26 protein-coding genes are annotated in these 25,915 nt (G+C 69.0%); 11 read left to right on the top strand and 15 right to left on the bottom strand.

What is annotated here, in order from left to right:
• Nucleotides 1–9: 9 nt before the first annotated feature.
• The 13 genes from rapZ to G335_RS0106050 all read right to left on the bottom strand — a co-directional run bounded on the left by rapZ (nucleotide 10) and on the right by G335_RS0106050 (nucleotide 10,828).
• Nucleotides 10–882 carry an RNase adapter RapZ gene (rapZ, locus tag G335_RS0106110; RefSeq protein ID WP_018168279.1) on the bottom strand — a complete coding sequence of 291 codons (873 nt, stop codon included), beginning with the start codon at nucleotides 880–882 and terminating at the stop codon, nucleotides 10–12.
• Between the two features lie 7 nt (nucleotides 883–889).
• Complete coding sequence (hprK, locus tag G335_RS0106105) at nucleotides 890–1,921, bottom strand: HPr(Ser) kinase/phosphatase (protein ID WP_018144532.1); 1,032 nt, start codon at nucleotides 1,919–1,921, stop codon at nucleotides 890–892.
• Nucleotides 1,922–1,969: 48 nt separating this feature from the next.
• The gene (locus G335_RS0106100; protein ID WP_018176184.1) at nucleotides 1,970–2,437 is read right to left on the bottom strand and encodes a PTS sugar transporter subunit IIA; all 468 of its coding nucleotides are present in this window, start codon (nucleotides 2,435–2,437) and stop codon (nucleotides 1,970–1,972) included.
• A 3-nt stretch (nucleotides 2,438–2,440) separates the two neighbouring features.
• On the bottom strand, nucleotides 2,441–2,779 hold the full coding sequence (gene hpf, locus G335_RS0106095) for a ribosome hibernation-promoting factor, HPF/YfiA family (protein WP_018144530.1): 339 nt from the start codon (nucleotides 2,777–2,779) through the stop codon (nucleotides 2,441–2,443).
• Nucleotides 2,780–2,795: 16 nt separating this feature from the next.
• The gene (locus G335_RS0106090; protein WP_018176183.1) at nucleotides 2,796–4,280 is read right to left on the bottom strand and encodes an RNA polymerase factor sigma-54; all 1,485 of its coding nucleotides are present in this window, start codon (nucleotides 4,278–4,280) and stop codon (nucleotides 2,796–2,798) included.
• 88 nt (nucleotides 4,281–4,368) lie between these two features.
• On the bottom strand, nucleotides 4,369–5,139 hold the full coding sequence (lptB, locus tag G335_RS0106085; RefSeq protein WP_018176182.1) for an LPS export ABC transporter ATP-binding protein: 771 nt from the start codon (nucleotides 5,137–5,139) through the stop codon (nucleotides 4,369–4,371).
• On the bottom strand, nucleotides 5,136–5,678 hold the full coding sequence (gene lptA / locus G335_RS0106080; RefSeq protein WP_018176181.1) for a lipopolysaccharide transport periplasmic protein LptA: 543 nt from the start codon (nucleotides 5,676–5,678) through the stop codon (nucleotides 5,136–5,138). The genes lptB and lptA overlap by 4 nt, the downstream gene beginning before the upstream one ends.
• Nucleotides 5,659–6,240, bottom strand: coding sequence for an LPS export ABC transporter periplasmic protein LptC (gene lptC, locus G335_RS0106075; RefSeq protein ID WP_255349371.1), 582 nt, complete (start codon nucleotides 6,238–6,240; stop codon nucleotides 5,659–5,661). Before lptC ends, lptA begins: the two co-directional genes overlap by 20 nt.
• Nucleotides 6,237–6,776 carry an HAD family hydrolase gene (locus tag G335_RS0106070; RefSeq protein ID WP_018168273.1) on the bottom strand — a complete coding sequence of 180 codons (540 nt, stop codon included), beginning with the start codon at nucleotides 6,774–6,776 and terminating at the stop codon, nucleotides 6,237–6,239. The genes lptC and G335_RS0106070 overlap by 4 nt, the downstream gene beginning before the upstream one ends.
• Nucleotides 6,776–7,753, bottom strand: a complete 978-nt coding sequence (locus G335_RS0106065; RefSeq protein ID WP_018168272.1) for a KpsF/GutQ family sugar-phosphate isomerase — start codon at nucleotides 7,751–7,753, stop codon at nucleotides 6,776–6,778. The genes G335_RS0106070 and G335_RS0106065 overlap by 1 nt, the downstream gene beginning before the upstream one ends.
• Nucleotides 7,750–8,727, bottom strand: coding sequence for a calcium/sodium antiporter (locus tag G335_RS0106060; protein ID WP_018168271.1), 978 nt, complete (start codon nucleotides 8,725–8,727; stop codon nucleotides 7,750–7,752). Before G335_RS0106060 ends, G335_RS0106065 begins: the two co-directional genes overlap by 4 nt.
• Nucleotides 8,728–8,783: 56 nt before the next feature.
• On the bottom strand, nucleotides 8,784–9,716 hold the full coding sequence (locus G335_RS0106055) for an NAD-dependent epimerase/dehydratase family protein (RefSeq protein WP_018176179.1): 933 nt from the start codon (nucleotides 9,714–9,716) through the stop codon (nucleotides 8,784–8,786).
• A gap of 11 nt (nucleotides 9,717–9,727) precedes the next feature.
• The gene (locus G335_RS0106050; protein WP_018176178.1) at nucleotides 9,728–10,828 is read right to left on the bottom strand and encodes an LLM class flavin-dependent oxidoreductase; all 1,101 of its coding nucleotides are present in this window, start codon (nucleotides 10,826–10,828) and stop codon (nucleotides 9,728–9,730) included.
• 78 nt (nucleotides 10,829–10,906) lie between these two features.
• Between G335_RS0106050 and G335_RS0106045 the strand changes: the two genes are divergently transcribed.
• The 11 genes from G335_RS0106045 (at nucleotide 10,907) to hisC (ending at nucleotide 20,595) form a co-directional block, all read left to right on the top strand.
• On the top strand, nucleotides 10,907–11,569 hold the full coding sequence (locus tag G335_RS0106045; RefSeq protein ID WP_018176177.1) for a hypothetical protein: 663 nt from the start codon (nucleotides 10,907–10,909) through the stop codon (nucleotides 11,567–11,569).
• Between the two features lie 381 nt (nucleotides 11,570–11,950).
• Nucleotides 11,951–12,784: an ABC transporter ATP-binding protein gene (locus tag G335_RS0106040; protein WP_026313092.1), complete on the top strand. Its 834-nt coding sequence runs from the start codon at nucleotides 11,951–11,953 to the stop codon at nucleotides 12,782–12,784.
• On the top strand, nucleotides 12,777–13,559 hold the full coding sequence (mlaE, locus tag G335_RS0106035; RefSeq protein WP_018144518.1) for a lipid asymmetry maintenance ABC transporter permease subunit MlaE: 783 nt from the start codon (nucleotides 12,777–12,779) through the stop codon (nucleotides 13,557–13,559). The genes G335_RS0106040 and mlaE overlap by 8 nt, the downstream gene beginning before the upstream one ends.
• A 33-nt stretch (nucleotides 13,560–13,592) precedes the next feature.
• Nucleotides 13,593–14,051, top strand: coding sequence for an outer membrane lipid asymmetry maintenance protein MlaD (gene mlaD, locus G335_RS0106030; RefSeq protein WP_018144517.1), 459 nt, complete (start codon nucleotides 13,593–13,595; stop codon nucleotides 14,049–14,051).
• A gap of 25 nt (nucleotides 14,052–14,076) precedes the next feature.
• Nucleotides 14,077–14,745 carry a phospholipid-binding protein MlaC gene (locus tag G335_RS0106025; protein WP_018168265.1) on the top strand — a complete coding sequence of 223 codons (669 nt, stop codon included), beginning with the start codon at nucleotides 14,077–14,079 and terminating at the stop codon, nucleotides 14,743–14,745.
• Nucleotides 14,742–15,059, top strand: coding sequence for a lipid asymmetry maintenance protein MlaB (locus G335_RS0106020; protein WP_018144515.1), 318 nt, complete (start codon nucleotides 14,742–14,744; stop codon nucleotides 15,057–15,059). Before G335_RS0106025 ends, G335_RS0106020 begins: the two co-directional genes overlap by 4 nt.
• Nucleotides 15,060–15,160: 101 nt before the next feature.
• Complete coding sequence (gene murA / locus G335_RS0106015) at nucleotides 15,161–16,420, top strand: UDP-N-acetylglucosamine 1-carboxyvinyltransferase (protein WP_018144514.1); 1,260 nt, start codon at nucleotides 15,161–15,163, stop codon at nucleotides 16,418–16,420.
• A gap of 38 nt (nucleotides 16,421–16,458) precedes the next feature.
• Nucleotides 16,459–17,109: an ATP phosphoribosyltransferase gene (gene hisG, locus G335_RS0106010; RefSeq protein WP_018144513.1), complete on the top strand. Its 651-nt coding sequence runs from the start codon at nucleotides 16,459–16,461 to the stop codon at nucleotides 17,107–17,109.
• Between the two features lie 11 nt (nucleotides 17,110–17,120).
• Nucleotides 17,121–18,188 (top strand): 3-deoxy-7-phosphoheptulonate synthase, encoded by a 1,068-nt coding sequence (locus G335_RS0106005; protein ID WP_018168264.1) that lies wholly within the window; start codon nucleotides 17,121–17,123, stop codon nucleotides 18,186–18,188.
• 14 nt (nucleotides 18,189–18,202) lie between these two features.
• A complete protein-coding gene (gene hisD, locus G335_RS0106000; RefSeq protein ID WP_018176176.1) occupies nucleotides 18,203–19,504 on the top strand; it encodes a histidinol dehydrogenase in 1,302 nt (433 codons plus the stop codon).
• On the top strand, nucleotides 19,501–20,595 hold the full coding sequence (gene hisC, locus G335_RS0105995) for a histidinol-phosphate transaminase (protein ID WP_018176175.1): 1,095 nt from the start codon (nucleotides 19,501–19,503) through the stop codon (nucleotides 20,593–20,595). The genes hisD and hisC overlap by 4 nt, the downstream gene beginning before the upstream one ends.
• Before the next feature lie 440 nt (nucleotides 20,596–21,035).
• Here the strand turns inward: hisC and G335_RS0105990 are convergent, their stop codons facing one another.
• Nucleotides 21,036–25,559: a DEAD/DEAH box helicase gene (locus G335_RS0105990; RefSeq protein WP_018176174.1), complete on the bottom strand. Its 4,524-nt coding sequence runs from the start codon at nucleotides 25,557–25,559 to the stop codon at nucleotides 21,036–21,038.
• A 24-nt stretch (nucleotides 25,560–25,583) separates the two neighbouring features.
• Complete coding sequence (locus G335_RS0105985; RefSeq protein WP_018144508.1) at nucleotides 25,584–25,886, bottom strand: hypothetical protein; 303 nt, start codon at nucleotides 25,884–25,886, stop codon at nucleotides 25,584–25,586.
• Nucleotides 25,887–25,915 lie beyond the last annotated feature (29 nt).

Here is a 25,915-nt window from a genome sequence, read left to right as displayed (position 1 = left end):
GTCCAGTGGTTACTGTTTCCCCAGCTCGCGGTGACGGGTGCTAACAGTAACATGTTCCCGATCCTGCCACGCCTCCGCAAGCCGCTCCACCAGATACACCGAGCGGTGTTGCCCGCCGGTACAACCGATGGAGACGGTTATGTAGCTGCGGTGATCGTCCAGCAGGCGCGGCAGCCACTGCGACAAGAAGCCCTGGATGCTGTCGAACATGGCCGCGACCTCCGCGTGCCGCTCAAGGAACTCGCACACGGGCGGGTCGCGACCGGTCAGGGCGGCCAGATCGCTTTCGTAGTGCGGATTGGGCAAGCAGCGCACGTCGAACACGAAGTCGGAATCCAGCGGCGCGCCGTGTTTGAAGCCGAAAGACTGGAACTGCAGGGATAGTTCGTGTTCCCCGCGCTCGCCGATGCGGTCGCGCAGGGTGCGGGCCAGATCGTGCATCGACAGGCGCGAGGTGTCGACCGTCAGGTCGGCCTCCGCGGCCACATGGCCCAGCCACTCGCGTTCGCGGTCGATGGCCTCGACCAGTGGCACGCCGTCGCGCGCCAGCGGGTGGCGCCGGCGGGTCAGGTGGTAGCGCCGCAGCAGCACCTCGCTGGCCGCCTGCAGGAACAGGACCTCCACCTGCACCCCGTCCGCCCGTAGTTGCGCCAGGAGATCGGAGAACCCCTCCAGGGCCTCCAGGCCGCTGCGCACATCCACGCCCACGGCCAGATGGCGGTCGGTCTCGGTGTCGTAGTGGCCCTGCCGGACCTGATCGATCAGGTCCGGCAGCAGCGGCAGCGGGAGGTTGTCGACGCAGAAGTAGCCGGCATCCTCCAGGGTGTGCAGGGCCACGGTCTTGCCGGACCCGGACAGGCCACTGACGATTAGCAGGCGCATGGCCGATTCAGCCCTCCGGGTCCGGGTTGGGGACCGTAGTGGCGGGCACCGCGCGATGGTAGGGCGGCTCCTCCGTCTCGCCGCTCATCTGGCGGCGCTGGCGTGCGCGCAGGTCGTCGCCAGCGATATAGCCCTGCATGTGCAGCATGTGGTTGCGCACGGCCGCCTCGATCATCACCGCGATGTTGCGCCCCGGCGCGATCGGCAGGCTGATCAAGGGGACGCGCAGGCCGAGGATATCGATCTCGCCGCGGCGCCCGTTCAGCCGGTCATCGGGGACCGGCGAGGGTTCGCCATGATCGCGCAGGTCGATGATCAGGCGCAGGTACTTGCCGCCCTTGATCGCGGAATCGCCATACATGGCGCGGATGTTGAGTACCCCAAGACCGCGCACCTCGAGCAGGTCCTGGAGCAGGGCCGGGCAGTGGCCGCGGACGATGTCGGGCGCAATGCGCGCGAACTCCGGGGCATCGTCGGCGATCAGGCGATGCCCGCGCGAGATCAGTTCCAGTGCGACCTCGCTCTTGCCGACGCTGGAGGCGCCGCTGATCAGCACCCCGATCCCGAGGATCTCCATGAACACGCCGTGGCGCACCTCGAAATGGGCCAGGCGCTGCTGCAGGAAATAGCGCAGCAGCGAGATGATCTCGTGACTGCTGGTGCTGGAGCACAGGATCAGCGGCAGCGCCTCCTGCGGGGCGTCGGGCATCTCCGAGAACGGACAGGTGTCCTCGGCGAAGATCACCGCGGTGGTCCCGGTGCGGGCCATCTCCAGGATCAGGTCGTTGCACTGGGTGGCGCTGAGGCTGGAGATGTAGCGGGCCTCGAAGTCGCCGATGATCTGGATGCGGTTGGGCCGGATCAGGTTGAGATGGCCGGCCAGCGGCAGGTCGTCCCCGTCGTCGCCGACCAGCTTGCGGTCGGGTGCTGCATGTTCGCCGTGCACGAAGCGAAGATCCAGGCGGTTTCCCATGGCCTGGATCAGGCTCTCCACGTTGATGTCGCGGGCGATCCCGCCTTCTCCCAGCGCCTCGTTCATGGCAGACGCTGCGCGCCGGAATCGCGGCTGGAGGCGGGTTCCACGGGCTTAGTCCTCGCTGAAGCGGCGCACGAGTTCCTGTTCCAGGGCCGTCGCATCCCCGGCCCGGCGCAGCGCTCCGATGGTGTCTGGCTGCGACAGGCCGCGGGCGAGTTGGGCCAGCAGGTCGAGGTGGTCGCCGGTGGCGGCCTCCGGGACCAGCAGTGCGATCAGGATATCGACCGGCTCGTGATCCATGGCGTCGAAGTCGACGCCCTTTTCCAGGCGCAGCACGGCCACGCGCGGCGCCTCGAGATCGGCCAGGCGGCCATGGGGAATCGCAACCCCATGGCCGAGACCGGTGGATCCGAGTTTTTCGCGTGCGGACAGGGCCTCGAAGATCGCATTGCTTCCTGGTCCCGTGCCGTCACCTCCGCCGGCGAGGAGGTCCGCCAGGGCCTCCAGGGCCCGTTTCTGGCTGGAGCACTCGGGTTGCAGGCCAATGCGCTCGGAGGTGATCAACTCGGCAATCGTCATGGATCAGGAGGCCTGCTCGCGGTTGCGCTGGGCACCTTCGGCGCGGTGGTGGTCCTTGACCTTTTCCTTGTGCTTGATCAGCTGACGGTCGACTTTGTCGATCAGCGCGTCGATTGCGGCATACATGTCCTCGTGAGAGGCCTCGGCGTGGATGTGATTGCCGCTGACCTGGAGATTCGCTTCGGCCTGGTTGTGCTGATTCCGGGTCTTCTCGTGGGTCAGCACGACGTGGACGTCGATGACCTTGTCGAAGTGGCGCTCCAGCTTCGCGAATTTCTCGTTGACGTAGTCGCGCAGGGCGTCGGTGATGTCCACGTGGTGGCCGGTCAGGTTGATCTGCATGGTCAGGACTCCTTGGTTACTTGCTGCCGGTGGGCATCGAGGCCATCTGCCGGCGTTCGCTGGATGAAGGGATGTGCATCGCCTCGCGGTACTTGGCCACGGTGCGGCGCGCTACGTTGATGCCCCGGTCCGACAGGACCTGGGCGAGCCGGGCATCGCTGAGCGGCTTGTTCGGGGGTTCGTCGCCAATCAATTCGCGAATCATGGCACGGATGGCGGTGGCGGAACACTCGCCGCCATCGTTCGTGCCGACATGGCTGGAGAAGAAATACTTGAACTCGAAGACCCCGCGCGGGGTGTGCATGTATTTCTGCGTGGTAACCCGCGAGATGGTCGATTCGTGCATCTCCAGGGTCTCGGCAATGTCGCGCAGGATCAATGGCTGCATCGCGACGTCGCCATGCTCGAGAAAGCCCTGCTGGCGGTGGACGATCGCCTCGGCGACCCGCAGCAGGGTGTCGTTGCGGCTGTGCAGGCTCTTCAGGAACCAGCGTGCCTCCTGCAGCTGATCGCGCATAAAGGCGCTGTCGCGGGCATCCGAGACCTGGCGCACCATGCCGGCGTAGAGGTCGTTGATGCGGATGCGCGGTGCGATCTCCGGGTTTAGATCCACGCGCCAGCCCTCGGTGGTGTGGCGCACGTAGACATCCGGGACCACGTATTCCGAGGTGGCGGAGCTGATCTGTGCGCCGGGGCGCGGGTTCAGGGTGCGGATCAGATCCAGTGCGCGGGCCAGTTCGTCCGGGTCGCGTACGCCGGACTGGCGCTGCAGGGCCTTGTAGTCGCGCTTGCCCAGGCTGTCCATGCCGTGTTCCAGGATCGCCCGTGCGGCCTCGCGGGCCGGGGCGTCCGGGGCCAGTTCGCGTAGCTGGATCTCCAGGCACTCCCGCAGGTTGCGCGCGCCGACCCCCAGCGGGTCGCACTGCTGAATCCAGTGGAGCACTGCCTCGACCTCGTCGACGCCGACGGTTTCATCCTCGCCTCGGCTGATGGTCTCGGCCAGGGTTTCCAGGTCACCCTCGAGATAGCCGTCGGGGCTGATGGCGTCAATCAGGGCCGCCCCGATGCGCTGGTCGCGCGGTGTCAGATGGCTCAGATGCAGCTGCCACAGCAGGTGATCCTGCAGGCCCTCGCCGTCGTCGTCGCTGGTGTTTTCCAGCGGGTCGCGGTCATCCACGCCCTTGTTGGGTGTCGGGGCCGGTTCGTAGATGTCGTCCCAGCGGCTGTCGGTGGTCAGTTCCTCGGGGATCACGTCATCGCTGGTGGTGGTGGCCTCCATGCGATCGCCTTCCACCAGCTCGCCGTCCTGGTTCAGGCGCTCGGTGTCGGCCTCGGCCTCTTCGTCCTCGACCTGTTCGAGCATGGGGTTGCTCTCCAGCGCCTGCTGGATCTCCACCTGGAGCTCGAGCGTGGACAGCTGCAACAGGCGGATCGCCTGCTGCAGTTGCGGGGTCATGGTCAGCGTCTGACCCAGCTGCAGATTCAGGCCGGGTTTCAGCATCGCGTATTCGGAGCGAGGGTGGGCATTGGTGGAATCTTAAAGCCTGCCTTGTGGTTTGTGCACCGACCGGGCCGCATGTGGGGCGCTTTCACAGGCGGAAGTTCTCGCCGAGATAGACCCGGCGCACCTGGGGATCGGCCAGCAGCTCGTCCGGTGTACCGGCGGCCAGCAGGCGTCCCTCGCTCAGAATATAGGCCCTGTGGCAGATGCCGAGGGTCTCGCGCACGTTGTGATCGGAGATCAGTACGCCGATGCCGCGCTGGGCGAGATGCCGAATCACGTCCTGGATGTCGCCCACCGAGATCGGATCCACCCCGGCGAAGGGCTCGTCCAGGCAGATGAACTGCGGATCCCCGGCGAGGGCGCGGGCGATCTCGGCCCGGCGACGCTCCCCACCGGACAGCGCGATGCCCGGGCTGTGGCGCACGGTCTCGAGCTGAAACTCCTCGATCAGGGCGTCGCCAATGCGGCGGCGCTCGTGGCGATCCAGCCCGGGGCGCAGCTCGAGCACGGCCTGCAGGTTGTCCCACACGCTCAGGCGGCGAAAGATCGAGGCCTCCTGCGGCAGGTAGCCGAGGCCGGCGCGCGCGCGTACGTGGATGGGGGCGCGGGTGATGTCGCGCTCGCCCAGGGTGATGCGCCCGGCATTGGGACGGATCAGCCCGACCAGGCTGTAGAAGCAGGTGGTTTTGCCGGCCCCGTTCGGGCCCAGCAGGCCGACCACCTCGCCGGGCGCGAGGTCGACGTCCACCTGGTCCAGCACCGTGCGCTGGCCGTAGCGCTTGGTCAGCTCGCGTCCGATCAGGCGGTCGTTGGTTTGTGCCGGTGTGGCGGATGGGCTGGGGGCGGTGGCGTTCATTCGTCGTCGCGCGGCTGGATGGTGATGCGCACGCGCTCGCTGTCGCCTTCGCCGCGTTCGGCCTCGATCACGTCGGTCGTCAGGTCGTAGGTGATGCGCTTGCCGCGCGCCTCCTCGCTGGTGGTGATCACATGGGCCTGGTCGGTGAGGATCATGCGGTCCTCGTTCAGCAGGTAGTCGATGCGCAGGGCGGTGGCAATGCGCATCTCTCCGGTTTCCGGATCGGGTGATTCCAGGCGTGCCGGCTCGCCGTGGGCCTCCATTTCGTAGGGGCGGCGATCGCGGGTGCGCACGTAGACCTTGTCGGCCTCCAGGGTCATGTCGCCGCGGATTACGATCACGTCGCCGGTGTAGGTCCCCAGCCCCTGGCGTTCGTCCATCTCCGCGCGGTCGGCAGTGATCTCCACCGGCAGTGCCGGGCCCGCCGAGCCCTGCTGGGCGAGCGCGGGCGTGGCCAGCAGGGCTAGCAGCAGGAGCGCCGCCAGGCGGGCACCCGGTTGGCCCGGACGGTGGCGAAGGCTATGGGGATTCGGGGTCATGCGCGGGATCCTCCTCGCTCGTCTCGCTGTAGAGCGAGTACACGTCATGGAACAACTCTATGGTATCCCCTCGCGAGTCCACGCGCAGACCGGTGCCGCGCTGGAACAGGCCCGGCTGGTTCAGGGTGGAAAGGGCATCCGAAGTGGCGACCATGGTGTCGGTGGCGACGCGAACATCCCGCGAATCGATGATGGTCTCTACGCGTTCGCCGCGGGGCGGCTGTACGCCGTGGGTGGGGCCCACCAGGTCCAGGGTCACGGCGGCCGGTTGATGCAGTGCGGCGGGGGCAGTCCAGCGCCATTCGATACCGCCTTCGGCGAACAGGTCGAGGTCCGGGTCGTCCACCCATTGGGGGCCGTCACGTCCAAACTCGCGCAGGCGGGTGCCGCGCAGACGATGGCTCAGTTCGCCGTCGTCGCCGGTGGCATGCAGGGTGAAGCCGTCAATCTGCAGCGTGACCTCGCCCTCGGGCGGGCTTACCTCAGCCTGCGCCAGGGGCACGGTCGCGAATGCGAGCACGGCCAGGGTCCATCCGAGTCGGCTGCGAATCCTGCGTCTCATCCGTTCAGGTAGGTCTCGAACAGCGCGTCGAGCCGGTCCTGCGCGGCCAGCAGGCCCTCGCAGGCCTCGCGCACGGCCCCGCGCCCACCATGGGCTTCGGTCACCCACTGGGCATGCTGGCGCACCAGCGGGTGGGCGTCGCCGACCGCGATCCCGAGCCCGACCCGCTGCATCGCTGGAAGATCCACGATGTCGTCGCCCATGAAGGCCGCTTCGGCGGGGTCGTGACCGGTGCGCTGCAGCAGTTCGTGCAGGGCTTCGCCCTTGTCGCGGCGGCCCTGGATCAGATGCTCCACTCCCAGGTCGCGCATGCGGTGCTCGACGACCCCGGAGGTGCGCCCGGTCAGGATGGCGATCTCGATGCCGCCGTCCAGGGCCAGACGGATACCGTGGCCGTCGCGGCTGTTGAAGGCCTTGTACTGCTCGCCGCCGTCGCCGAGGAACAGGCTGCCGTCGGTCAGCACGCCGTCCACGTCCAGGATCAGCAGGCGAACGGCCTGCTGGTGGGTGCGCAGAGTGGTGGCATCCAGGTTCATCACGCCACCCCGGCGCGCAGCAGGTCGTGCATGTTGATCACGCCCACCAGGCGGTTTTCGGCGTCGGTGACGGGCAGGGCGTTGATGCGCCGGCTCTCCATGGCCTCCAGGGCCTCCACCGCCAGCCAGTCGGGCTGCGCGGTGTGGCCGCCGGTGGTCATGGCCTCGCCGATGGTCAGGCCGTCCAGGCTGTGCCCGGCATCCAGGGTGCGCCGCAGGTCGCCATCGGTGAACACGCCCTGGATGCGATCGTCACCGTCGGTGATGATCACCAGCCCCAGACCCTTGCGGGTGATCTCGAACAGGGCGTCCTTGAGTGGGGCGTCCGGGGTGATGCGCGGGATCGCGCCTCCGGTATGCATGATGTCGGCGACATGCACCAGCAGGCGCCGGCCAAGGCGGCCGCCGGGGTGCGAGCGGGCAAAGTCGTTGGCGGTAAAGCCGCGTGCATCCAACACCGCGACGGCCAGGGCATCGCCCATCGCCAGCGCGGCGGTGGTGCTGGAGGTGGGAGCCAGGCCCAGCGGGCACGCCTCGCGCTCGACGCTGACATCCAGGTGTACGGTGGCATCCGCGCCGAGGCGCGAGCCGGGGTTGCCGGTCATCGCGATCAGCGGTACGCCCAGGCGCCGGATCAGCGGCAGGATGGTGATGATCTCGTCGGTCTCGCCGGAGTTCGACAGCGCGATGACCACGTCCTCGCGGGTGATCATGCCGAGATCGCCGTGACTGGCCTCGCCCGGATGCACGAAGAAGGCCGGCGTGCCGGTGGAGGCCAGGGTCGCGGCCAGCTTGCTGCCGATGTGCCCGGACTTGCCCATGCCGGTGACGATCACGCGGCCCTTGCACGCGAGGATGCAGCGGCAGGCCTCGAGGAAGCGGTCGTCGATGCGCCGGGCGAGGTTGCGTACGGCCTCGGCCTCGTCATTGAGGACGGCCAGGGCGAGCTTGCGGGTCGTTTCGGGGTTGAAGTTCATGCGGTTGCCGTGATTCCCAAATAGACAAGGTAGCTTGCGAAGGCGATGAGGAGAAGGGCGCCCTGCCAGCGCCGGATCTGTCCGCGGCGGCCCAGCGCGATCAGGAACAGGGCCACGGTCAATGCCAGCATCACCGGATAGTCGCGCGTCAGCACATCGGCGTCGATTGCCAGCGGCGTGATCAGGGCCGGAACGGCCAGTACCGCGAGCAGGTTGAACAGATTGGACCCGACTACATTCCCGATCGCCAGCCCGGCCTCGCGGCGGAAGGCGGCGACCACCGAGGTCGCCAGTTCCGGCAGGCTGGTTCCCACCGCGACAATGGTCAGCCCGATGACCAGGTCGCTGACCCCCAGTTGTTCGGCGATCTCGACGGCCCCCCAGACCAGGGCCTGGCTGCTCGCCAGCAGGAGCAGCAGCCCGAACACGAGCCAGGCGATCGCGGGCCCCAGTCGGTCGCCCTCTGGGATCGTCTCGACCATGCCGCGCACCACCTCGGGGGTGTCGTCATGGGGGGCCGGGCGTGCGCGCCGGGCGCTGATGGCCATCCAGGCAGTGAACAGGACCAGACCGGCCAGCAGCGCGATGCCCTCCAGCCGGCCCAGTTCGCCATCCACCAGCAGGAGCAGCACGCCGAAGCTGACCAGCAGGAGGATCGGCAGTTCGCGCCGAACCATGCCGCGCCCGATCGCCAGCGGCGCGACCAGGGTCGCGGTCCCCAGCACCAGCGCGATGTTGGCGATGTTCGAGCCGATCGCGTTGCCCACCGCCAGCCCCGGGTTGCCCTGCAGGCTGGCGAGGACCGAGACCACGATCTCCGGTGCCGAGGTCCCGAAGGCGACGATGGTCAGGCCGATGATCAGCGGGCTGACGCCCAGGCCGCGGGCCAGGGCCGAGGCGCCGAACACGAAGCGGTCGGCACTCCAGGTCAGCAGGATCAGGCCGCCGATGATGGCGACAACGGGTAGCACCATGGACAGTCGGGTCCGGGAGGGTCAGGCCCGGGATTGTAGCCGATTGGGTAGTGGTTTCAGCAGCGCAGACGTTCCAGGCACCCGGCGGTGGTCACCTGCGGTGTCCAGCCGAGCTGCTCGCGGGCGCGGGTGCAGTCCAGTACCAGCGGGCCGTCCAGCCCGCGGACCCAGCCGGGGTCCCCGGCGCGGGCGGTCAGGCGCCAGGCCAGCGGGTGCAGGGTGCGGATCATCCGCAGTGGCACCGGGATCCCCCAGCGCCGCTGGTGGCGCGCCATCGCCCGTAGCGACCAGGCAGGTTCGGCCCCCAGGTTGAAGATCCCCGCAGTGCGAGTTGTGATGCTGCGCACGATCGCGGCGGCGGCATCGTCCTCCCACAGGATCTGCACTGGCTGTTCGCCCCCGGCGGGATACAGCCGTCCGCGGGCGATCTGCAGCAACAGCGGGTGGGCGTTCGGGCCGACGATCGCGGGCGGGCGCAGGAGGGTCACCTGGCACTCGGGGTGTTCCCGGGCAAGCGCGAGCAGGGCCTGCTCCACGGCGACCTTGTCTTCGGCATAGGGGAAGCGCGGCCGGGTGGGATGGTCCTCGCGGAGCGGCTGCGGGCTGTCCGGCCAGGGGCCGTAGACCGCCGCGCTGGACAGGAACACGATGTGGCGCACACCGGCGGTCACCGCCGCGTGGAACACCTGCTGGCTCAGGGCCACATTCTGCTGGCGGACCCAGGTGCGGTCATGCCGGCGGCGGCCCCCGTGACCGCCCATCAATTGAAAGGCGAGGTGCACCAGCGTGTCCACCCCGGCCAGGTCCTCCGGCTGGAGCTGCGCCAGGTCGAGTACCCGGGCCTCGATAACGGTGCCGTTTTCGGGGGGAGGCAGCGCCGGCGCGGCCCGGTCCAGGGCGAGGATGTGTTCAATCGTCGGCGCGCGTGCCAGGGCGGGCAGCAGGACTTGCCCCAGGCGCCCGGCGGCGCCGGTCACGGCGACGTGCATCCGTGTTTCGCTCAGGTCGCGGTGCGGGCGACGGTGGCCGGGGCGGGGTCGGCAAACGCGGGCATGACCTCTTCCGCGAAGCAGTCCATGGACTCCTCGGCCAGCGCATGCGGAACAGCTCCGGCGCCGAAGGCCAGCAGGACCTGGTCGACCCCGGCCGCGCGCAGGCCCTCGATGCGTTCACGGCATTCGGCGGGGGTGCCGACGAGCGTCATGCCCAGCATGTCGAGGACCTTCAGGTTGATCCCGGCCTTGACCAGGTGACGGAAGCGGCCGAGCGAGCGGTAATAGTCGTAGCCCTCGATCAGGCGTTCCAGCACCGGCAGGGTCTGCTGGAACATGTGGCGATAGAACCACTCGAAGGCCGGCTTGGCCTCGCGCCGGGCGCGCTTGCCGTCCGGCAGGCACAGGACCCCAAGCGTCATGCCGACCCGGGGCGGGTGGGCGACGTCCGTGCGTGTCGCGTCCCAGGCCTCGTGATACAGGCGGATGTCCTCGCGGATCATCTGCCAGGGCTTGAACGGCCCGGCCAGCGCGCCGATGCCCTGCTGCGCCGCCCATGTGAAGGACTCCGGGCTGACCGCGGCGGTCCAGATCGGCGGGTGCGGGGCCTGTACCGGGCGCGGCATCACGGGCACGTCGTCCAGGTGATGGAACGGCCCGTCCTGGGTGATGCGGCCGGTGGCGAAGGCCTGGCGCAGCGCATCCAGCCCGGCATCGACCCGCGCGCGGGACTCGCTCATCTCGGCCCCGAATGTGGCATATTCGCGCGGCGAGAAGCCGCGCCCGATGCCCAGATCCAGGCGCCCGCCGGAGAGCTGGTCGAGCATGCCGACGCGCTGCGCCACTCGCAGCGGATGGTGGTAGGGCAGCGGCACTACGCCCAGGCCCAGGCGCAGGCGTTTGGTGCGCTGGCTGGCCGCGGCCAGCACCAGGTCCGGCGCGGTGGAGTGGGAAAACTCCGGCATCAGGTGGTGCTCCACCAGCCAGGCGGTGCCGAAGCCGAGATGATCGGCGCGCTCCCACAGGCGCAGGGTGTTCTCCAGCACCTCCGCTTCGGAGGTCTGCAGGAAGTCCGGTACCGAGAGCTCGTGGAACAGGTCGAAACGCATGGCGCCAACTGTGCCGCGCGCTCGCAGGTGATACAAGCAATCCGCGCAAAGCTGCGGTTACGTCGTGGAGGTTGAGGCATGTCGCAGGATCAGGAAGCGCCGGTATTGCAGGCCGCCGGGGTGGCGGGCCCCGGAGAGGACTGGTGGGACGACTTCTTCCCCGAGGACCTGCCGCAGGACTGGCAGCTGGAGTACTACACCCATTACCACAGCCGTTTGTTGCTGCCCGCCCCGGTGTGGACCGAGGCCGGGGCGCCGGCCTTCGGCGACTGGGCCGAGGCCGTGCCACCCGCGCTGCGGCTGACACTGGACTGGCCGGTGGAGCTGGGCCTCGAGACGGGTGCGACGCGGGCGCGCGCGCTGGCCGAGGCTGTCGGCGACGGCCTGCAGGCGGTGGCGCCGGGGCCGATGGGGCCGGCGCAGGTGCAGGCGATCCGCGCGGCGCTGGAGGCGGCCGGACTGGGGCGCCTGATGGTGTACGGCGCCGGCGAGGAGCGGGTGCTCGCGCGAGCCGAGGCGGCCTGGTTTCATCCCGCCCCGGCGCCGAAATCGGCGGCGCTTGCCGGGGGCGGGGCCTGGCAGGTCAACCCCGAGGCAGGGCTGGATGCGCCGGGCTGGCGCGCGCTGGTGGAGGCCCTCGGGCAGGCCGGTGGCAGCGGCGAGACCCCGGTGTTCCTGCGCGCGCGTCCGGAGCGGCTGTCGGATTTCCGCACCATCGCCGCATTGCTGGGATTGGGATGAGCACCGCACCCGCCCGTTTGACGGTCTCCCGGCCTGCGCCCAGACTTCGGGGTTCTGTGGGCCTAAGGAAACACTGATTAATGTACACCCTCGCGTTGGTACCCCAGGTTTTCCGAGCCAAGGCGCGGCGCGCAGCCGGTAGTGGGTCTACCGGCCCGTTTTTGACCGATTGGGGCCGCAACGCAGGATCGGGGAACCTGGGGTGCCAACCCCGAAGGGGCTCGGCCGCCCGTTGTCATCAAAAACGGGCGTGCGCACGGCGTTGCGGCTCCCTTGTGCAGAATGACTGCACGGCGGTCACCGCGCCTTGTTGGCACGCAAAAGCGGCTCGAGCGCGAGCGTGTACATTAATCAGTGTTTCCTTAAGGGCGAGGAGCGCGCGTGGCTGACCCGGCAGTGGAAGACAGTCCGCATATCGTGATCGAGAACCTGTGCTTCCGGCGCGGGCGCAAAATGATCTTCGATGACCTGTCGATGCGCATCCCGCGCGGGCAGGTGACGACCGTGATGGGGCCCAGCGGCAGTGGCAAGACCACGCTGCTGCGCCTGGTCGGCGGTCAGTTGCGTCCGGACAAGGGCCGCATCTGGGTGGATGGCCAGGAGGTGGCGAGGCTCTCCACCCGGCGGCTGTACGCGCTGCGCAAGCGCATGGGCATGCTGTTCCAGAGCGGTGCGCTGCTGACGGATCTCTCGGTATTCGAGAACGTCGCCTTCCCGCTGCGCGAGCACACGGATCTGCCGGAGGACGTGCTGCACGCGCTGGTGCTGCTGAAGCTGGAGGCGGTGGGCCTGCGCGCGGCGCGCGACCTGGACCCGGCCACCCTGTCCGGTGGCATGGCGCGGCGCGTCGCGCTGGCGCGGGCCATTGCGCTGGACCCGGACCTGATCCTGTACGACGAGCCGTTCACCGGGCTCGATCCGATCACCATGGGCCAGATCGTCAGCCTGATCCGCCGGACCAATCAAAGCCTGGGGCTTACCAGCGTGCTGGTCTCGCATGACGTGACCGAGGCGATGGCGATCTCCGATCAGGTGGTGCTGATCGCCGATGGCCGGGTAGTGGATGCCGGGCCGCCGGACGAACTGGAGGCGCGCGCTTCCGACTGGAGCGCGCAGTTCCTGCAGGGTCGCCCGGACGGGCCGGTGCCGTTTCATTACCCGGGCGCGTCCTACCGCGATGACCTGCTGGGGCAGGGGGAGCGCCGCGATGACTGATTCGATTGCCGCGCTGGGTCGGACCACGATCAATGCCCTGACGGTGTTCGGCCGGGCGTTCATCTTCCTGATCCGGATGCTGGCGAGCCTGGATATCGTCTTTCGCCGCTTCGGCCTGACGCTTGTTCAGGTGTATTCGGTGGGGGTGCGCTCGCTGCTGATTATCGTCGTGTCCGGGCTGTTTGTCGGCATGGTGCTGGCGTACCAGGGCTACATCACGCTGGTGAACTTCGGCGCGGCCGAGGCCCTGGGCGGGGTGGTTGCGCTGTCGCTGGTACGCGAACTGGGGCCGGTGGTCACCGCGCTGCTGTTCGCCGGGCGCGCCGGCTCCGCGCTGACCGCGGAACTGGGGCTGATGAAGACGACCGAACAGCTCTCGGCGATGGAGATGATGGCGGTGAACCCCTATCGCCGGATCTTCGCGCCACGCTTTGTGGCCGGGTTCCTCTCCATGCCGCTGCTGGCCGCGATCTTCAGCGCCGTGGGCGTGATGGGCGGCTACCTCGTCGGGGTGGGGCTGCTGGGCGTGGACAGCGGCGCCTATTTCTCGCAGATGCAGTCGGTGACCGACTGGAACGAGGATGTGCTCTCCGGCGTGATCAAGAGCATCGTGTTCGGCTTCGTGGTGACCTGGATCGCGGTGTTCCAGGGCTTCAATGCGCAGCCGACGTCCGAGGGCATCTCGCGCGCCACGACCCAGACGGTGGTGGTGTCGTCGCTCGCGGTGCTGGGCCTCGATTTCATCCTGACCGGGCTGATGTTCGGCGCGGGCTGACCAAACAGTGTTTACCCAGGACAGGTGGCAATAATGAAGGTACGTTTCTTCGAACTGGCGGTCGGTGTCTTCGTGCTCCTGGGTATCGGGGCGCTGTTCTACCTGGCGGTGCAGGTGAGCAACGTGACCGACTACCACGACCGTGACACCTATACGGTGAGCGGATACTTCGACAACATCGGGGGGCTCAAGACGCGTGCCCCGGTCACGGTGTCGGGTGTGCGCATCGGGCGAGTGGCGGATATCCGTTACGATCCGGAACGCTTTCGCGCCGAGGTGACCCTGGCGATCCGCTCGGAGCACGACTACCTGCCGATGGACACCCAGGCCGCCATCCACACCGCGGGGCTGTTGGGCGAACAGTACATCGCGCTGGAGCCGGGTGGTGACTACGACACCCTGCAGGAAGGCGACGAGCTGATGTTCACCCAGTCGGCACTGGTGCTGGAGAACCTCATCGGTCGCTTCATGACCAACATGGGTAGTGACTGATCTACCCAAACCGGGAGCAAGAGACATGAAATGGTTGCATGAACGAATCCTGATCCTGCCGCTGGCGCTGCTGGTCCTGATCCTGGCGGCTCCCGCCCAGGCCGAAGAAAACCCCGCCGAGCTCATCAAGCAGTCGATCGACGCGGTCTACGAGAAGCTGCGGGCAAACGAGGCGCGTGCGCAGGAAGATCCTGACTTCGTGATTGGCGTGATCGAGGAGGAGATCCTGCCCGGCGTGGATGTCAACGGGATGGCCCGCCTGGTCCTGGCACGTCACTGGCGCGATGCCAGCAGCGAGCAGCAAGACCGCTTCGCCGAGGCCTTCAAGAACACGCTGCTGCAGGCCTACGGGGTGCAACTGGCCGATCATCTGGACAAGGACGTGCGCGTCATCGAGCGGCGCTCGCGCCAGGACGAGCGCATGGCCGTGGTCGCCACCGAGGTGGTGATGGGCTCCGGCCAGTCGAACATCCAGGTCAACTACCGTCTGCGTCCGGTGAACGGCGAATGGAAGGTCTTCGACGTCGAGGCCGAGGGGCTCAGCTTCGTCGGCAACTTCCGCACTCGCTTTAACGAGGAGATTAACCGCGATGGCCTGGAGGCGCTGATCGAGCGCCTGGAAGATGGCGACGAGGCGTTGATCGAGGATGCCGTGGGCGACGTGACCCCCGACAACGGCGCCGCGGACCGGTGAGCGACGCACAGATCCGGGCGGATGAAGGCGGTCTGGTCGTCAACGGGCCACTGACCTTCGCGACGGTGGCCGGGCTGGAGGCACGGGCCCGCGGGCTGACGGCGCATCTCCCGGAACACGCTCGGGTGGACCTGACGCAGGCGGGTCGTATCGACAGCGCCGGCGTGGCGTTCCTGGTCATCCTCTGGCGTCGCGCCCGCGAGCAGGGCCGCACCCTGGTCTTCGAGCCCCTCCCCGAGGGGTTGCGCCCGTTACTGGAGTTGTACGACCTGGAGTCGATTATCACCGACTCCGCCGCCCGTTCCGTCGCCTGAGTCGTGCCGGCGGCGGGCGAACGGGCGAGCCCGGCGCGGATTCGTTATCATGGCGCGTTTCGCCGAACCACGGTCGGTTCGGCGGTCAATCCGGGCATCCCATGGACAAACTGATCATTACCGGAGGTCGCCGACTCGAGGGTCAGGTCTGGATCTCCGGGGCCAAGAACGCCGTGTTGCCGATCCTGTCCGCCACCTTGCTGGCGGACGGGCCGATGACCATTGGCAACGTCCCGCATCTGCAGGACGTGACCACCACCATGGAACTGCTCGGCCGCATGGGCGTCAGCCTTACGGTTAACGAGCGCATGCGCATCGAGGTCGACCCGACCACGCTGACCCAGTGCGTCGCCCCGTACGACCTGGTCAAGACCATGCGCGCCTCCATCCTGGTGCTGGGGCCGCTGCTGGCCCGCTTCGGCGAGGCCGAGGTTTCCCTGCCGGGTGGCTGTGCCATCGGTTCGCGTCCGGTGAACCTGCACCTGCGGGGTCTTGAGGCCCTGGGGGCCGAGATCGAGGTCGAAGGCGGCTACATCCACGCTCGCGCGGATCGCCTGAAGGGCGCGCGCGTGGTCTTCGACCAGGTGACGGTAACCGGTACCGAGAACCTGTTGATGGCCGCCACCCTGGCCGAGGGCGAGACCCTGATCGAGAACGCCGCGCGCGAGCCAGAGGTCATCGATCTGGCGGACTGCCTGACCGCGATGGGCGCGAAGATCCAGGGGGCCGGCACCGACACCATTCGGGTGCAGGGCGTGGAGCGCCTGCACGGCTGCGAATACGATGTGATGCCGGACCGTATCGAGACCGGCACCTTCCTGGTCGCCGCCGCGGTCACCCGTGGGCGCGTGCGCTGCCGCAATACCCGCCCGGAGCTGCTGGACGCGGTGCTGGCCAAGCTGGTCGAGGCCGGCGCTCGCATCGAGACCGGGCCGGACTGGATCGAGCTGGATATGGAGGGCCGCCGACCGAAGGCGGTGAACCTGCGCACCGCGCCGTTCCCGGCCTTCCCGACCGACATGCAGGCGCAGATGATGGTGCTGAACACCGTGGCCGAGGGCACCGGATCGGTAGTCGAGACGGTGTTCGAGAATCGCTTCATGCATGCGCTGGAGCTGCAGCGCATGGGCGCGCACATTACCATCGAGGGCAATACCGCGATCGTCGAGGGCGTGGAAAAACTGGTCGGTGCGCCGGTGATGGCGACTGACCTGCGTGCCTCGGCGAGCCTGATCATCGCCGGCCTGGTGGCCGAGGGCGAGACCGAGGTGGACCGCATCTACCACATCGATCGCGGCTACGAATGCATCGAGGAAAAACTGAGCCAGATCGGCGCGACCATTCGTCGCGAGCCGGTCTGAAGCTGCGACTCACACGGAACCGGACGAACGCCTGACCCATGATGGATCCCAACGCCCTGACCATCGCCCTGTCCAAGGGCCGCATCCTCAAGGACACCCTGCCGCTGCTTTCCAGCGCCGGGATCGAGCTGCTGGAGGATCCGGACGAGACGCGCAAGCTGATCCTCGACACCAACCGCGAGGACGTGAAGATCGTGGTGGTGCGCGCGACCGACGTGCCCACCTACGTGCAGCACGGCGCGGCGTCCATCGGCGTGGCCGGCAAGGACGTGCTGATGGAACACGGCGCGGCCGGGCTGTACGAACCGCTGGATCTGCATATCGCCGAGTGTCGTCTGATGCTGGCGGGGCGCCCGGGCCAGCAACCGGACCCGCAGCAACGCCTGCGCATCGCCACCAAGTTTGTGAACATCACGCAGAACTACTTTGCCCAGCAGGGCCGCCAGGTCGATATCATCAAGCTCTACGGCTCGATGGAACTGGCACCGCTGGTGGGCCTGGCCGACTACATCGTCGACTTGGTGGATACCGGCAACACCCTCAAGGCCAACGGCCTGGAACCGCTGGAACTGATTACCCCCATTAGTTCCCGGTTGATCGTGAACCAGGCAGCCATGAAGATGCGACATAGAACCATTCAAAATCTCATCGAGGGCCTGCGGGAGGCCGTCACCCCCGCGACGACGTAATCGAGAACACCATGACCGCCGATACCGACGACCTGCGAATCCGCGAAATCCAGGAGGTGTCCGCCCCGGACACCGTACGCGATGAACTGCCGATCACCGATGCGGCGGCCAACACCGTGTTCGAGGCCCGCCAGGCCTGCCATCGCATCCTGCGCGGCGAGGATGACCGCCTGCAGGTGATCGTCGGCCCCTGCTCGATCCACGACGTGGACGCCGCGCTGGACTATGCCGATCACCTGAAGACCCTGCGCGAGGAGCTCTCCGACGCGCTGCATATCGTGATGCGGGTGTACTTCGAAAAGCCGCGTACCACGGTTGGCTGGAAGGGTCTGATCAATGACCCCGATCTGGATGGCAGCTTCCATATCAACAAGGGCCTGCGTGTGGCGCGCGGACTGCTGCGCGATCTGGCGGTGAAGGGCATGCCGGCGGCCACCGAATACCTCGACCTGATCAGCCCGCAGTACATCGCGGACCTGGTCGCCTGGGGCGCGATTGGGGCGCGCACCACCGAAAGCCAGGTGCACCGCGAGCTGGCCTCCGGTCTGTCCTGCCCGGTGGGCTTCAAGAACTCGACCGATGGCAGCCTGCGCGTGGCGATCGACGCGATCCGTTCTGCCTCGCGCCCGCATCACTTCCTGTCGGTGACCAAGTCGGGCCGCTCGGCAATCTTCTCCACCACCGGCAACGACGACTGCCACATCATCCTGCGCGGCGGGAAGCAGCCGAACTACGACGCCGCGAGCATCGAAGAGGCCTGCAAGGAACTGCGCATGGCCGAGCTGCCGGAGTCGGTGATGGTGGACTGCAGTCACGCCAACAGCCGCAAGGACCCGAAGCAGCAGATCGAGGTCGCGCGTGTGCTGGGCGAACAGATTGCCGGCGGCGATCGGCGCATTATGGGCGTGATGCTGGAGAGCCACCTGACCGGTGGTCGCCAGGACATCCTGCCCGGCAAGCCGCTGCAATATGGCCAGAGCATCACCGATGCCTGCATGGGCTGGGACGACAGCGAGGCCACCCTGCGCCTGCTGGCCGATGCCGTGCGCGCGCGCCGCAAGGCTGCCGTACCCGCCTGAACGAGGAGCCCGACATGCCATCCATTGCCCGACTCGATACCCAGCAGCCCGATTTCGATCAGGCCCTGGAGAACCTGCTGTCCTGGGAATCCGTTGCCGACACCAGCGTGCGGGACGCGGTGGACGAGATCCTCGGCGCGGTGCGCACCGAGGGCGATGCCGCGGTGTTGCGCTACACCGCCAAGTTCGACCGGCTCGACCGCGCCGCAGTCTCCGATCTTGAGATCCCCCGCGACCGCTTGCAGGCCGCCCTGGAGTCGATCCCGGCGGAGCAGCGCAAGGCCCTGGAGATGGCCAGCGCACGCATCCGCCGCTACGCCGAGCACCAGCTCATGCGGGACTGGGACTTCACTGACGAGGACGGCACCGTTCTCGGCCAGCGCGTGACCGCTCTGGACTCGGTGGGCCTGTATGTCCCCGGGGGCAAGGCGGCCTATCCGTCCTCCGTGCTGATGAACGCCATCCCGGCCAAGGTCGCCGGCGTCGAGTTGCTGGTCATGGTCGTGCCCGCCCCGGGCGGTGAGCTGAACGATCTGGTGCTGGCCGCGGCCGCCGTGGCCGGCGTGGATCGCGTGTTTACCGTGGGGGGCGCCCAGGCCGTGGCCGCGCTGGCCTATGGCACCCAGACCATCCCGGCGGTGGACAAGATCGTTGGTCCCGGCAATATCTTCGTGGCTGCGGCCAAGCGCGAGGTGTTCGGCACCGTCGGCATCGACATGATCGCCGGTCCGTCCGAGATCCTGGTGGTCTGCGACGGCGAGACCGACCCCGACTGGATCGCGGCCGACCTGTTCTCTCAGGCCGAGCACGACGAGCAGGCCCAGTCCATCCTGCTGTCCTGGGACGACGCGTTCCTGGATCGCGTGGCCGAGGCCATGGACCGCCTGCTGGAGGAGATGCCGCGCGCCGAGATCATCCGCACCAGCCTCGACAAGCGCGGCGCGCTGGTGAAGGTGCGCGACTCGGCCGAGGCCGTCGCGGTCGCCAACCGCATCGCCCCGGAGCACCTGGAGCTGTCGGTGGCCGACCCGCAGGCGATGCTGGATGCCGGGCTGCGCCACGCCGGCGCGATCTTCATGGGCCGCTATACCTCCGAGGCCCTGGGCGACTACTGCGCCGGTCCCAACCACGTGCTGCCGACCTCGCGTACCGCGCGCTTCTCCTCGCCACTGGGCGTGTACGACTTCCAGAAGCGTTCGAGCATCATCCACTGCTCGGCCGAGGGCGCGGCCAAGCTGGGCGAGACCGCCGCGGCGCTGGCCCACGGCGAGGGCCTGACCGCCCACGCGCGCTCCGCCGAACTGCGCAGTCGATGACCGCCCGCGCGACCCGGACCCCGGACGCCCTGATGCGCCCGGAGGTGCTGGCGCAGCCGGCCTACCAGGTGGCCGACGCGACCGGCCTGATCAAGCTGGACGCGATGGAAAACCCGCATCCCTGGCCGGGGGAGCTGGAAGACGCCTGGCTGGCGGCCCTGCGTGATCCGCAGCTGAACCGCTATCCCGACGCCCAGGCACTGGGTCTGGCCGCTCAGGTGCGCGCCGCCCACGGCGTGCCCGAGGCCGCCGGACTGTTGTTCGGCAATGGCTCCGACGAACTCATCCAGATCCTGATCACGGCGGTGGCGGGTTCCGGGCGTCCGGTGCTGGCGCCGGAGCCGACCTTCGTGATGTATGGCGTGCTGGCCCGAGCGCTGGGGGTGCCGTTCATCGGTGTCCCCCTGAACGCGGACTTCACCCTGGACCTCGAGACGATGCGCGCGGCGCTGGCCGAGTCCAACCCGGCGCTGGTGTTCCTCGCCTACCCGAACAATCCGACCGGGACGCTGGACGATGCCGCGACGGTAGAGGCCATCGTCGACGAGAACCCCGGTGTCACGGTGGTCGACGAGGCCTACGCCCCGTTCGCGGCGCACAGCTTCCTTCCGCGCGTCGGAGAGGATGACGGCCTGATGGTGATGCGCACGGTCTCCAAGCTGGGGCTGGCCGGCGCGCGACTTGGCTATCTGGCGGGCACGCCGGCCTGGATCGATGCGCTGGATCGCCTGCGTCTGCCATACAACATCAACACCCTGACCCAGCGCTCGGTGGCCTTCGCCCTGGAGCACCGCGAGGCGCTGGACGCGCAGGCGCGCGGAATCGTCGAGGAACGCGACCGCCTGAGCGAGCGTCTGACCGCGACGACGGGGGTCGAGCAGGTCTTCCCCAGCCAGGCGAATTTCATCCTGTTCCGGGTACGCGCCGGGGCGGGGCATGCGACCTTCGCCGCCCTGCGCGACGCCGGGATCCTGGTCAAGGACGTCGGCCGGGCGCATCCGCTTCTCGCGGACTGTCTGCGCGTGACCGTCGGTCGCCCCGACGAGAACGACGCCTTCCTCGCCGCGCTCGGGCAGGCCCTCGCCGCCTGACGCTTTTTCCGGCGCCACGCCTTTTGGTTGCACCACCGAGGGCACGGAGAAATGCGCGGAGTGGTTTCCTTCCGGAACAGGCTAAGCGGGTCGCACAAGGGGTCTTGCCATCGCGGAAGACGCGGCGAGATCGGATGAAGGCGGGGCACCAGGCCCGGTTTTCGTTCGCCCTGTCCCGAACTCGGAAAACCGGAGGTCATCCCGGCCGCAGCGTAGCGAAGAGCCGGGATCTCCGACGTAATTCCTGGCCTCCAGCGTTCGGCCGGCCACACCGCGAAGATCCCGGATAACCGCTGCGCGGTTTCCGGGATGACAAGGGGGCGCTGCCGGGCCGGTGCGCAAGAGCGGCGGTACCCCCTGACAGCCCTGCGCATTTCTCCGTCTCCTCCCGTGCCCTCTGTGGTGAAGAGCCTTTCCTGGCTCTTTCCCGGTGCGGCGTCTCAGCGGCGACCGGCGGGCGGTTCCAGACGCAGACCGCGGACCTCGCCCATGGCACCGCCAGCGCGCAGGGCCTCCGTAAACGGGGACTGGCGGGCGGGTTCGCCGTTGATGCTCTCGATGGTGATGCCGCGGCGTTTGGGCAGCCAGCGGCTGCCGGCGAGCTGGCGGATGGCGTCGGTCACCAGGGCGGCGTGTTCCTCCGCGGTGTCGATGCCGGGGATCGCCTCCCAGACGAACAGCTGGCGGCCGGAGGCGGCGAGATAGAGCAGCGGCTGGCCGCCGGCCAGCGCGACCAGGGCCCCGGCCACGCGGCGCAGGCGGCCCTCGGCGGCCTCCGGCGGCTGTGGCCAGGGCAGGAGCTGGCCCCAGGGGTTGGCCGGGTCGACGCTGGCCAGCCACTGCGGCTCGGGGGTGGCGTCGGCCGTGCGTTCCAGCGCGCGCAGGCGGTCCACCGCACCGGCGCGTGCGAACTGGGCGCCGGTCAGGCCCTCGACGAAGTGGCCGCGGCGCAGCTTGCCGGCGTCCTCCATCGCACGGTAGACGGGGTACACGCGGCCGAAGCCGCCCGGCCGCCCCTCGGCGCGCGCCATCTCGCGGCTGACCACGCCGTAGCGTGCCAGCAGGTTCTCGGCCTGTTCGCGAGCGCGTTCCGTCAGCGACACGCCGGGATCGATCAGGTCGGCCACCCGGGACCAGCGCCCGCCGGCCAGGCCCTGGCCCGGGCGCCGCCGGCCGCGCGAGCTGGGCTTACGCTGGCCCAGGCTGCGCAGCGGGGCAAAGGTGTCGTTGGTGATCTGCCCCGCCCAGACCCGATCCCAGATCGCGGCCTCGATCATGTCCTGGCGGGCGTCCGGCTGTGCCTCGCGGGCCGCGCGTTCCAGCTCCATGTAGAAGCAGGCACCGCGTCGGTTCAACGTCTCCAGGATGGCTTCGGCCAGTGGGTCGTCGCCGGCCGGTGTCTCCGCCTCGGGTGTGTCCGGCTCCAGCAGCATCATCGCCTGCTCGCGGCGCAGGAAGCGGATGCGCCCGTCACGCTGGCCCAGCGCGCCACTGCCCACCCAGACGAACTCGCCGGACGCGGTGATGCGGTCCAGCGCGTCCAGCGAGAAGTCGCGCACCCGCATCGTCAGCACATGGGCGGTCCAGGCCGACCAGGGCAGGGCGACGCCTTCGAGCTGCGTGAGCACTTCGCGCAGGGTGCCGATGCCTGACCCGGGCTCGCTCAGGCCCTGCCAGGCGGGCAGGAAGCGGCCCAGCGCGCGGGCGTCCACCGCCGCCGCCTCGTCGCGCAGGCGGGCCAGGGTGCGGCGCTTCAGCCGGCGCAGGATGTCCAGTTCGCACCAGTCCTCGCCCTGGCCCTGCGGGCGGATCTCGCCGCGCAGCAGCACGCCGGCACCCTCTAGCGTCTCCAGCGCCGGAAGCAGCGCGCCGGGCGCGAGGCCGTAGCGAACGCCCAGGTCCTCGACGCGGAATGGCCCATGCGTGCGGGCGTAGCGGCGCAGCAGCTGTTCCAGCGGGCGTTGCGGCGGCTCGAGGAAACCGGCGGGCAGGCCGGGTGGTGGCACGACCCCGAGCGCGTCGCGAAAGAGGGCCGCGTCCTCGGCGGCGATCCAGCGCGGCTCGCCGGCGATCCGGACCTCGACCGCACGCAGCCCGTCGGCCAGGGTCTGTAGCCAGGGTGTGGGGTTTTCGGCCGCTGCGGCTTCGATCTCCTGCCGCGTCAGGTCGCCGCGCCGGCGCAGTAGGTCATGCAGCTCGTCGGCGTCGCGGACCTGTGTGGCCTCTGTGGTGTGCGCCAGTTCGGCCTCGAGTTCGGCCAGGGCATCGGGGTCGATCAGCTCGCGCAGCTCGGCCTGGCCCAGCAGCTCGGCCAGCATCCCGCGATCGAGCGTGAGCGCCTGTGCCTTGCGCTCGGCCATCGGCGCGTCCTGCTCGTAGATGTAGGCGGCGACGTAGGCGAATACCAGGCTGCGGGCGAACGGCGAGGCCCGTGGCGTTTCCACCTCGTGCACGCGGATGTGGCGCTCCTGCACCCCGCGCAGGATCTCGCGCAGGGCGTCCAGATCGAACACGTCGGCCAGCACCTGGCGGTAGGTCTCCAGCACCACCGGGAAGCTCGCGTACTCGCGCACCGACGCGAGCAGCTGCTGCGACTTCAGGCGCTGGGCCCACAGCGGCGTGCGCTGGCCCGGGCGGTTGCGCACCAGAAGCAGGGCGCGGGCCGCGTTCTCGCGGAAGGCGCTGGCGAACAGGGTGGAGTTCCCCAGCTCGCGAGTGACCGTCTCCTCCAGTTCCTCCGGGTCGGGGAACAGGCTGTCCAGCTCCGGCAGGTCCTCGCTGTCCGCGAGTCGCAGCAAGATGCCGTCGTCGGTGTACATCACCTGTACCTCGAAGCCGGAGGTGCTGGTCAGCGCCCCCTGCAGGGCCAGCGCCCAGGGGGCGTGCACGCGGGCGCCGAACGGGGTCAGGATGCACACGCGCCAGTCGCCGACCTCGTCGCGGAAGCGCTCGACCACGATGCGCTTGTCCGACGGGAGCTGCCCGGTGGCCTCGCGCTGTTCGTCGATGTAGTCGCCGAGGGTCTCGACCGCCGCCTCCGACAGCGGGGCATGCTCCTTGAGCCAGGTCGCGCGTTCGGCGCGGTCCATGCGCGCGAGGCGTTCGGTGGCGGCGCCGATTGCGCGCCCGAGTTCGATTGGGCGGCCGGGGCCGTCGCCATGCCAGAAGGGCAGCTTGCCGACCTCGCCGGGGGCGGGGGAGACCAGCACGCGGTCGCGGGTGATCGCCTCCACGTGCCAGGTGCTGGCGCCCAGGGTCACGTTCTCGCCGGTCTTCAGCTCGAACACCATCTCCTCGTCCAGCTCGCCGATGCGCGGGCCGCCCTCGCCGACATGCACGCCGTACAGGCCGCGGTCGGGGATGGTGCCGGCGTTCAGGCGCGCGGCCAGCGCCGCGCCCCGGCGCGGGGTCAGCTCGTCGCGGGCGCGGTCCCAGGCGAGCCACGGGCGCAGGTCGGCGAAGTCGGTGCTGGGGTAGTGGCCGGAGAGCATATCCAGGGTCGCCTCCAACAGTGGGCGCGACAGCTCGCGCCAGGGTGCGGCGCGGCGTATCAGCGCGTGCAGCTCGTCCACCGTGCGCGGGCGTTCGCAGACCATCATCGCGACGAGCTGCTGGGCGAGCACGTCCAGCGGGTTGTGCGGGGCATGGATCGGTTCCAGCGCGCCGACCTGCATGCGCTCGCCAATCACCGCGCATTCCAGCAGGTCGCCGCGAAAGCGCGGCAGCAGCAGCGAGCGCGAGACCTGGCCGACTCCGTGCCCGGCGCGTCCGGCGCGTTGCAGGCCGCGCGCAACCGAGCCGGGCGATTCGACCATGATCACCAGGTCCACCGCACCCATGTCGATGCCCAGTTCCAGCGAGCTGGTGGCGACGATGCCGCGCAGGCGCCCGGTCTTCAGTCGCCCCTCGATCTCCGCGCGGCGCTCGTGGGAGACGCTGCCGTGGTGAGCGGCGACCAGGTCTTCGGGCTTTTTGGCGTCCTCGGGATGCTGTTCGCGCCAGGCGTCGTTGATGCGCTGGACCAGGCGTTCGCACAGCCCGCGGCTGTTGACGAACACGATGGTCGAGCGGTGTTCCAGGATCGCCGCCAGCAGGCGCGGCTCCAGGCGCGCGGCGCGGTCGCCGCCCCCGCCCGGGAGTGGTCCGGTGCCCTGGCCGTAGACCGCGCCGAGGATGGAGCCGGACGGGATGGTTTCCGCGCCTTCGGACGCTTCGAGGGTGGGAGGTGCGTGTGCCGCTGGCGGCTCCTCCGGGGCGAGGATCTCGAGATCCAGGCGTGGGGCCTCGGCGGCGTCGATCACCTCCACCTCGCGGTCGCCGCCGAGGAAGCCTCGCGCGACCTCCATCGGATGCACGGTCGCGGAGAGCCCGATGCGTTGCGGGTCCTCGCCACAGCGCTCGGCCAGGCGTTCCAGCGACAGGGCCAGGTGTGCGCCGCGCTTGTTCCCGGCCAGGGCGTGCACCTCGTCGATGATTACCGTATGGACGGATTCGAGGTTCTCCGCGGCCTTCGAGCCCAGCAGCAGGTAGAGCGACTCCGGCGTGGTCACCAGGATGTCGCCGGGTTCGCGCGCCTGGGCACGGCGCTCGGCCTGCGGGGTGTCGCCGGTGCGGATGTGCACCACGGGTTCGCGGGCCGACTCGTCGCCTAGGCGCACGGCGGTCCGGGTGATGCCGGTCAGCGGGGCGCGCAGGTTGCGCTCGATGTCGGTGGCCAGTGCCTTCAGGGGCGAGATGTAGAGTACCGAGTAGCCGGTGCGGGGTTCCGGGGCCGGCTCGCCGGTCAGGCGGTCGATTGCACTCAGGAACGCGGCAAGGGTCTTGCCGCTACCGGTCGGGGCGATCAGCAGACAGTGGCGGCTGGCCCGGATCGCGGGCCAGCCGCGGGACTGGATGGGAGTGGCCTGCTCGAAGGCCTCGCGAAACCAGGTGTCGGTCGCGGGGCGAAAGGGCGTGACCGGCATCGGCTGGGGCCCCGAGCTGGCGGGTCAGGCGTGGCCGACGGTGCTGTCGGTGGTGGAGTGGAAGTAGTCGCTGTCGCGGGCCAGTTCGTCGATCAGTTCGTGCAGCATGGCCAGCCGGCTCTCGGCATCCGCGAACGGGGCGCAGTCCTCGCACAACGGGTCGCCGCACGGTTGGCGGCTGTACAGCCAGAAGTGGATCGCACCGGCCAGCAGGCCGTCGGCAACATCACCGGTCTCGTCGGCCTGGCCGTCATCCGCCAGGCGGTTGGCCAGCTCGATCAGGTGCTGGGCGGCGTTGTTGTAGGTCTGGTCGGTGGTGTCGTTCATGGGGTCTCGGGACAGTCTTGTTTAGCCAG

It is taken from the genome of Thioalkalivibrio sp. AKL8, assembly GCF_000380525.1.
Classification (GTDB): domain Bacteria; phylum Pseudomonadota; class Gammaproteobacteria; order Ectothiorhodospirales; family Ectothiorhodospiraceae; genus Thioalkalivibrio; species Thioalkalivibrio versutus.
The sequence above is the reverse complement of the archived record's forward strand: the minus strand, read 5'-3'. Positions and strand labels throughout refer to the sequence as shown.

What these genes read in the sequence shown, in the direction of transcription:
- G335_RS0106045 (WP_018176177.1), top strand. Translation starts at nt 10,907, where the DNA reads ATGTCGCAGGATCAGGAAGCGCCGGTATTGCAGGCCGCCGGGGTGGCG.
- hisG (WP_018144513.1), top strand. Translation starts at nt 16,459, where the DNA reads ATGATGGATCCCAACGCCCTGACCATCGCCCTGTCCAAGGGCCGCATC.
- G335_RS0106005 (WP_018168264.1), top strand. Translation starts at nt 17,121, where the DNA reads ATGACCGCCGATACCGACGACCTGCGAATCCGCGAAATCCAGGAGGTG.
- hpf (WP_018144530.1), bottom strand. Translation starts at nt 2,779, where the DNA reads ATGCAGATCAACCTGACCGGCCACCACGTGGACATCACCGACGCCCTG.
- hisC (WP_018176175.1), top strand. Translation starts at nt 19,501, where the DNA reads ATGACCGCCCGCGCGACCCGGACCCCGGACGCCCTGATGCGCCCGGAG.
- G335_RS0106050 (WP_018176178.1), bottom strand. Translation starts at nt 10,828, where the DNA reads ATGCGTTTCGACCTGTTCCACGAGCTCTCGGTACCGGACTTCCTGCAG.
- G335_RS0105985 (WP_018144508.1), bottom strand. Translation starts at nt 25,886, where the DNA reads ATGAACGACACCACCGACCAGACCTACAACAACGCCGCCCAGCACCTG.
- murA (WP_018144514.1), top strand. Translation starts at nt 15,161, where the DNA reads ATGGACAAACTGATCATTACCGGAGGTCGCCGACTCGAGGGTCAGGTC.
- G335_RS0106055 (WP_018176179.1), bottom strand. Translation starts at nt 9,716, where the DNA reads ATGCACGTCGCCGTGACCGGCGCCGCCGGGCGCCTGGGGCAAGTCCTG.
- hisD (WP_018176176.1), top strand. Translation starts at nt 18,203, where the DNA reads ATGCCATCCATTGCCCGACTCGATACCCAGCAGCCCGATTTCGATCAG.
- hprK (WP_018144532.1), bottom strand. Translation starts at nt 1,921, where the DNA reads ATGAACGAGGCGCTGGGAGAAGGCGGGATCGCCCGCGACATCAACGTG.
- G335_RS0106070 (WP_018168273.1), bottom strand. Translation starts at nt 6,776, where the DNA reads ATGAACCTGGATGCCACCACTCTGCGCACCCACCAGCAGGCCGTTCGC.
- mlaE (WP_018144518.1), top strand. Translation starts at nt 12,777, where the DNA reads ATGACTGATTCGATTGCCGCGCTGGGTCGGACCACGATCAATGCCCTG.
- lptC (WP_255349371.1), bottom strand. Translation starts at nt 6,240, where the DNA reads ATGAGACGCAGGATTCGCAGCCGACTCGGATGGACCCTGGCCGTGCTC.
- G335_RS0106060 (WP_018168271.1), bottom strand. Translation starts at nt 8,727, where the DNA reads ATGGTGCTACCCGTTGTCGCCATCATCGGCGGCCTGATCCTGCTGACC.
- G335_RS0105990 (WP_018176174.1), bottom strand. Translation starts at nt 25,559, where the DNA reads ATGCCGGTCACGCCCTTTCGCCCCGCGACCGACACCTGGTTTCGCGAG.
- G335_RS0106100 (WP_018176184.1), bottom strand. Translation starts at nt 2,437, where the DNA reads ATGACGATTGCCGAGTTGATCACCTCCGAGCGCATTGGCCTGCAACCC.
- lptA (WP_018176181.1), bottom strand. Translation starts at nt 5,678, where the DNA reads ATGACCCCGAATCCCCATAGCCTTCGCCACCGTCCGGGCCAACCGGGT.
- lptB (WP_018176182.1), bottom strand. Translation starts at nt 5,139, where the DNA reads ATGAACGCCACCGCCCCCAGCCCATCCGCCACACCGGCACAAACCAAC.
- mlaD (WP_018144517.1), top strand. Translation starts at nt 13,593, where the DNA reads ATGAAGGTACGTTTCTTCGAACTGGCGGTCGGTGTCTTCGTGCTCCTG.
- G335_RS0106090 (WP_018176183.1), bottom strand. Translation starts at nt 4,280, where the DNA reads ATGCTGAAACCCGGCCTGAATCTGCAGCTGGGTCAGACGCTGACCATG.
- rapZ (WP_018168279.1), bottom strand. Translation starts at nt 882, where the DNA reads ATGCGCCTGCTAATCGTCAGTGGCCTGTCCGGGTCCGGCAAGACCGTG.
- G335_RS0106025 (WP_018168265.1), top strand. Translation starts at nt 14,077, where the DNA reads ATGAAATGGTTGCATGAACGAATCCTGATCCTGCCGCTGGCGCTGCTG.
- G335_RS0106065 (WP_018168272.1), bottom strand. Translation starts at nt 7,753, where the DNA reads ATGAACTTCAACCCCGAAACGACCCGCAAGCTCGCCCTGGCCGTCCTC.